General features: G+C 38.0%; 6 protein-coding genes and 1 pseudogene. 2 read left to right on the top strand and 5 right to left on the bottom strand.

The window, feature by feature from the left end; translation table 11 throughout:
- Window positions 1-47 precede the first annotated feature (47 nt).
- From GQR53_RS01525 to GQR53_RS01510, 4 genes and pseudogenes are all read right to left on the bottom strand, one after another.
- Window positions 48-554: pseudogene (locus tag GQR53_RS01525) on the bottom strand (patatin-like phospholipase family protein); the annotation flags it as partial.
- Window positions 555-692: 138 nt separating this feature from the next.
- A complete protein-coding gene (locus tag GQR53_RS01520) occupies window positions 693-2,099 on the bottom strand; it encodes an alanine/glycine:cation symporter family protein (RefSeq protein ID WP_024609079.1) in 1,407 nt (468 codons plus the stop codon).
- A gap of 121 nt (window positions 2,100-2,220) precedes the next feature.
- A complete protein-coding gene (locus GQR53_RS01515; protein WP_165742682.1) occupies window positions 2,221-3,132 on the bottom strand; it encodes an arginine deiminase-related protein in 912 nt (303 codons plus the stop codon).
- A complete protein-coding gene (locus GQR53_RS01510) occupies window positions 3,129-4,199 on the bottom strand; it encodes an ornithine cyclodeaminase (RefSeq protein ID WP_165742681.1) in 1,071 nt (356 codons plus the stop codon). Before GQR53_RS01510 ends, GQR53_RS01515 begins: the two co-directional genes overlap by 4 nt.
- Window positions 4,200-4,370: 171 nt before the next feature.
- Here GQR53_RS01510 and GQR53_RS01505 point away from each other — a divergent pair, with 171 nt between their 5' ends.
- Both GQR53_RS01505 and GQR53_RS01500 read left to right on the top strand, forming a co-directional pair.
- A complete protein-coding gene (locus tag GQR53_RS01505; protein WP_007377579.1) occupies window positions 4,371-4,802 on the top strand; it encodes an Lrp/AsnC family transcriptional regulator in 432 nt (143 codons plus the stop codon).
- A gap of 30 nt (window positions 4,803-4,832) precedes the next feature.
- Window positions 4,833-5,303 (top strand): IS30 family transposase, encoded by a 471-nt coding sequence (locus GQR53_RS01500; protein WP_165742680.1) that lies wholly within the window; start codon window positions 4,833-4,835, stop codon window positions 5,301-5,303.
- A gap of 113 nt (window positions 5,304-5,416) precedes the next feature.
- On the opposite strand, the gene GQR53_RS01495 is transcribed toward GQR53_RS01500, so the two are convergent.
- Entirely contained in the window at window positions 5,417-6,430 is a 1,014-nt protein-coding gene (locus GQR53_RS01495) for a patatin family protein (protein WP_165742679.1), read from the bottom strand.
- Window positions 6,431-6,611: the final 181 nt, after the last annotated feature.

Raw genomic sequence — 6,611 nt, 5'->3', positions numbered from 1 at the left:
CAAGAAAGTTAAATACGACCTTGAAGCTTAAAATGAGAGATGGTATCTAATAATTTTCGGTTAACGCGGTTTAGCATATAACTTTTTGATAAACCCAGTAGTTGTATTATTTTATTTTCGCTGGCAATAAAGCCATTCGATTTTGCTACTATAAAGTGCGCTTTAAATATTGGGTTATTTATAATTTCGGTTACGCCGTTATCGCCAAAAACATCTTCAAGTAATGCGCGCGCTTTTATTGTTATTTCACTTGGTGTTGGTTTATTACTTGAGTATCGGGTTTGCGAATACGATTTTGCTAAGCGCTCAATGGCAGCAACGGGATCGTTTTGTGCAAAACACGCAGAGCGAAAAGCGCCGGCAGATGAGCCAATTAAATTAAGTGGCCGGGTTCGGTTTTTAAAAAATTCACCAAAAATATACTTATCCAACCCAAATAAGGTAAACCACTTTGGCCCACCACTTGCACCTAAAAAAGAGGTGAAAAGTTCAGGTTTAAAGCCCTGTTCGTTAATAATTTTAGCCGCTGTTTTCCCTGCGTTAATCTCGATCATCTAAAAAATTGTGCCTTTTATTTTGGTTGCTTCTGTTATTTCTACAACACTGAAAGTGAATACTTATGCAAAACAAAAAGCGATTTCATGTTGCCATAAAACCGCTTTTTATAGTTAAGTGTGCTTAAAGTACGTGAATTAATCCCAAATGCCGTCTTCACATTTGCCCTGTACTTTTACATCTTTTACTTTAAATTCGGGCTCTAAACCTTTGTCTCTTTGTGCGTGGTAATCGCTCGTAACAGACAAAATAGTCGGCGTTAACAGTATAATAGCGATAACGTTAACCACTGTCATTAATCCTAAGGCAATATCGGCTAAATCCCAGACTTCTTTTAATGTGGCCGACGCGCCCCACAACATCATTGATAAATAAAGCAAAGTGTAAATGCCGCGCCCTACTTTGTTGTCGAGCTTAAATAAGTGCAAGTTGCTCTCTGCATAGGCGTAGTTTGCCACCACCGATGTAAAAGCAAATAAGGTTATAGCGGCTGCTACAAAGTAAACACCACCTTGTGCTAAGTGAGCAGTCATCGCGCTTTGTGTTAAACGAATGCCTTCCATTTCACCGCTTATGTCTATATCGGCCAATAAAATGATCACAGCGGTACAGCTACACAGTACAATTGTATCGAAAAATACGCCTAGCATTTGTATGTAACCTTGCGTTACAGGGTGATTAGGAATTGGGCTGGCACTTGCTGAAGCATGCGGCACACTACCTGCACCGGCCTCATTAGAATATAAACCACGTTGAATACCGTTTTTAATCGCAGCGCCCATTGCACCGGCGCCTGCTTCTTGTAAACCAAACGCTGATAAAAATATATCTTTAAGCATGGCGGGTACTTGCGTGAAATTTATAATCGTAATAATTACCGCCGCAAGTACAAACACAATGCCCATTATTGGCACAACGCGCTCTGCAAATCGGGCAATTGCTTTAAAGCCACCGAGTATAATTGAGCCCGCTAATACGGTAATAACTAGGCCTGAATAAAATGTAGGAACTTCAAACGCGTAGTTAAGTGCGTCAGTAATTGTGTTAGTTTGCATTGCGCTAAACGTAAATCCGTAACCTAAAAACAAACACGCGGCAAACACAATTGCGAATGCTCGGCTACCCAAACCTTGTTGAATATAATACGCAGGCCCGCCTCTAAACTCGCCGCCACTATCGCGCACTTTATATACTTGCCCAAGTACGCTTTCGGCAAAGCCTGTAGCCATACCCAATATGGCTATAACCCACATCCAAAATATAGCGCCGCTGCCGCCAAGTGAAATTGCCACTGCCACACCGGCTAAATTACCGGTACCTACCCGTGCACAAAGCCCTGTACACAATGCTTGGAATGATGAAATGTCGTTTTTTTTACATTTACTACTGCCTTTTAAAAGGCTAAACATATGTTTAAATTTAAGTATTTGAATTGCTTTTAGTCGTACTGAAAACCATACCCCCGTAAACAAGAGTATATAAATAAGTACCTGCCCTTCTCCCCATAAAAGGTTGTTTACGCTTTTGACGACGGTATCGAACATTGCTAATTCCTTCTTATATTTTTTATATTAATACCCTTTTTTGGGTATAACGGCATTTGCTTGCGACATCGACTAAAAATTTAATGCAAATAAGGCAGCTAAGCTGCCTTAAAACTATACATTATTTATTTTGCAAATGAACTCCTGCAATCATGCACCTAACTGAGCCACCAGCCGACTCAATAGTAGGTATAGGTAATGGCACAAGCTTAGCCGTTTTTTGTATAACTGTTATTTGTGCCGGTGTAAGTGCATTAAACGCAGTTTGCGATAAGGCTAAAATACGACCATTTTTACCCTGTAGCTCAATAGCATTGCCACAAAAGTTATTAATTTGCTCAAGCGTTAAATCGATAACTTGATGATGGCTTTTCAAAAAATGTTTAGCTAACTGTGCACGTTGTTCAATTGGCACCATATTTAAACTGATCATTACAAATTTTGTAGCAATACACATTAAAACATTAGTGTGATAAACCGCAGTTCCTTGCTCGTCATATGCGTTAAACACTATAGGTGATAGTTTTAATTGCTCACATATTGTATTAACCACCGACTTGGTAGTTCTTTTTGATTCTACCGCGTAAGCGAGTTTATTTTGATGATCGACAACCAGTGAACCAGTGCCTTCAAGAAATGAATTTTCTTTCGATAAAAATGAATAATCAGTCACTGAAGATACTTTATAGTGATCCGTTAAAAAATCAATAATATCTTTTCGATATTCTAACCTTCTGTTTTCTACAAACATTGGATAGATTATTAATTGGCCACTTTGATGAGTTGAAAACCAATTGTTAGGAAAAACTGAATCGGGAGTGTGTGTTTGCTCATCTTCAAAAAGGTGAACTGTTACCCCTTCATTTTTTAATATTTGTACGGCATTAGTCACTTCTTTAAATGCTTGTTCACTTTGATTTTGTGCTAAGCATTCACTTTGAAATGCGTTATCGAGCATTGTGTGTGGGTTAGATGTAAAGTGATGTGGCCTTACCATCACTACAGCTCTGGGGGCTTGGTTTACTTCGCTCATGCCACGTGCTCTTTTACTAATGGTTGATCACTAAGCACTGAAAATAAATTACGAGGGTCCGCTTGTTGTGTAATTAAATCAAGCAAAGCAAACTCGCCCGTTTTAATTAGCTCATCGCGTATAAATACCAGTGCTGTAAAGTCTTCGCTCGCAAAACCAACGCCGTCAAAAATGGTTAATTCATCTTGGCTAGTACGCCCAAGCGACTGCTTATTAATAACTTTATGAAACTCAGTTACTGTAAAGCTTGGACTCATTTGTTGAATTTCGCCCTCTATTCGAGTTTGTGGCTCGTACTCAACAAATACATTAGCACGCTCAAGCAATCTAGCATCTAACTCTGTTTTACCTGGGCAATCACCACCTATGGCATTAATGTGCACACCTTGTGGGATCATGTCATTTGTTAAAATAGTGGCGTTAGTTTTATCAGCAGTACAGGTAGTGATAATATCTGCCCCTTTTACTGCCTCTTGTACACTATTACAAATAGCCACGTTTAACCCGCATGCACTTAAATTAGCAAATGCTTTTTTAGAGGCGCTTTTATCTATATCGTATAAACGAATATGCGTAATACCTAGTACCGCTTTAAAAGCGAGTGCCTGAAACTCTGATTGAGCGCCATTGCCTATTAAAGTAAGGGTTGTTGAGTTTTTAGGTGCTAAATATTTAGCTACCATTGCAGAAGTTGCAGCTGTACGTAGTGCTGTTAGTAAACACATTTCGCTTATCATAACCGGATAGCCACTATCTACATCTGCTAAAATACCAAATGCAGCGACTGTTTGAAGTTCTCTAAAGGTGTTTTTTGGGTGACCATTTACATATTTACAGCTGAACATTTGGCCATCACTTACAGGCATTAGCTCTATTACACCCTCTGGTGAGTGTGCTGCATAGCGAGGTGACTTATCAAACTCAGTCCAACGGGCAAAGTCGGTTTCTAATTTATGTGTTAGATCTAGCAAAACGTTTTCGACCCCTAAGCTATTTATAAGCTTAGCCATTGCCTGAACGCTAATAAATGGAACGCCTTGTTTTGGCTGTGCTATAAAATGACTCATGCTGAAACCTCTTGAATAATGTATTAGTTAATTTAAAACAAGTTTAGCGAGGCTACGTGCTATTTAATATGGCAATTAATTACACAAATAGTACTAATTTTTATCATTTTGCTATGCAGTTATGTACAATTTATGTATTTTGGTCAGTAACTTCTTTTAAAGGTTTGATTTATGACTCCTTATATTTATGACTCTCTTGATAATGCTTTAATAGCTGAATTACGAAAAGACGGCCGCGCTTCTATTTCAGCTTTAGCCGGTTCTTTAAATGTATCACGCGGGACAGTGCAAAATAGGTTAGACAGATTAGTTAGCTCAGGCGCAATATTAGGGTTTACTGTACGCGTTCACGAACACATAGAAACAGAAGCCGTGCGCGCAATTATGATGATAGAAGTCGTTGGTAAATCTACCTCACAAGTAATTAAAACAATGCGCGGAATACCCGAGCTTATAAAATTACACACCACCAATGGTGCATGGGATTTAGTTGCAGAGCTTCAAGCTGCAAATTTAAGTGAGTTTGATGGAGTGCTAAGGCAAGTACGCGAAATTGACGGTATTTTAAATAGTGAAACAAGCATATTACTTTCATCAACTTAAGTTATTTTTAATATTTAAAAGAATACTTAAATGACACCTATTTATAATGTTTTAAGTATTCACGACAGAAAATGTGCGCTGAATGTGTTACTTGAACGAGTTTCTAGAGTGTGTCATATCACCAAATTACCATCTAAAAAAGCTCTAGCGACATCGAATGCAATATGTAAAAAACTATCTATTTACCCACCGAGTGCTTGTTTATCGATAACTTATGACAATGGTTCTGAAAATACAGAGTTTAAAAAAGTAGAAGCCATTTTGAAAAATAAATCTTATTTTTGTGAGCCTTACCACAGCTGGGAAAAAGGTGCTGTAGAACAAATAAATGGTTTAATTAGAAGGTATTACCCGAAGAAAACAAACTTTAGCAAAGTAAGCCATCAGCAATTAAAAAAAGTAGAGGAACAACTAAATAATCGCCCTAGAAAATGTTTAGGATTTAAAACACCAAATGAAGTCTATAATGAATTAGGTGGTGCACTTCCAATTAGAATCTAGGGGTTGATAAATGTACAAATTAGGGTGGGTGTCATTTAAATAAAAGGCATTTAAATGAATAATACTGCAACTTTTAGTCGCAGTATTATTCATGATTTGGGAATCCGATTGGCTTAATTGTAACGATACTCGCTTTGTGAGTAATTATGCGTATTGCTGATCTCAGATTGGCTTTGCTGCGCTAAATAAGATCGACCTGCAGCTAAGCCTAATTTATGATCAAAACGTAAATCGTTATTTGAACTACCTAATAATTTGCTATGCAGTTTTTCGTCTGCAAAAATTTGTATTATTTCCACATCACTTGGTGGATTTGCAATAAACTCAAGCTCATCTAAATACGCTTTTTCGTGCTGTATCAAGTAGTCCAATGTTTTTGGACAATAGCCTGATGCTATAGCAAATGTTCTTAGCTTTTGTACCCATGCAGATTGCGCTTGAAAATTAGCGTCAACCGTTCTTATTACAACAATTTTACGAGCACCTCGGTTGTAAGCCTCACGCACGGGGAGTGGAGCGGCTAAACCGCCGTCTAGATAAAAATCGCTCTGTGCTTGTTCTTCAACAAGATGTGTTTCATTCGCTGCTTTTGCGTTTAACCAAGGTGTTAACTTTACACCTTGTTTGTATAAAAACGGAAGTGCGCTAGAAGCCTTTAACAAATCACGCCATTGACTGCTATCACCTGTAGGCGATAAGTAATAAGCTTTTCTGTCTCGTGCATTTGTGGCTGTTATAAGTAGTTCACGCTCACCTAAACTAGTTTTCGCTGTTTTGAAATCTATAGCTCTGTTTACTTCAGTGGTTTTGTCAAAGTACCAATCTAGATCAACTATATGCTTACCCACTAATCCGCGACCAAGCTGAAAAAAACGCTTATTGCGCGAAAGTCCTCTAATCAGGCGTTTAGCGTAGCCTTTTTGACGCGCTAAGTAGCTAGTTAAGTTTTGTGAACCCGCTGAAGTACCAATAAATAAATCAAAAGGGTCATAGCTTTGCTCTAACCACGCATCAAGTACGCCAGCTGTGAATATCCCTCGCTGCCCGCCACCTTCAGCAATCAGAGCAACTTTTGGCTGCGCTGTTTTGTTAACTGAATTAGCTGTTGCGGTGTTTAGAGAGTTCACGGTGTACCTGCCTTTAATTTTATGATGTCTGGTTTAATAGCTACATTATAAAAAACAAAAGTGATATCTTAAAATTGATTATTTAAATCAGTTCAATTGAAAAAACAGAACGGTATATAAAGCAAAATATGTACTAAAAATAGAAATCAAATTTACTTTTAATATTTAAATAACAAATACA

The sequence above is a fragment of the Pseudoalteromonas sp. Z9A6 genome, assembly GCF_011378805.1.
Taxonomy (GTDB): Bacteria; Pseudomonadota; Gammaproteobacteria; order Enterobacterales; family Alteromonadaceae; genus Pseudoalteromonas; species Pseudoalteromonas distincta.
Note: the sequence above shows the minus strand (reverse complement) of the source record. Positions and strands in the feature narration are given on the sequence as shown.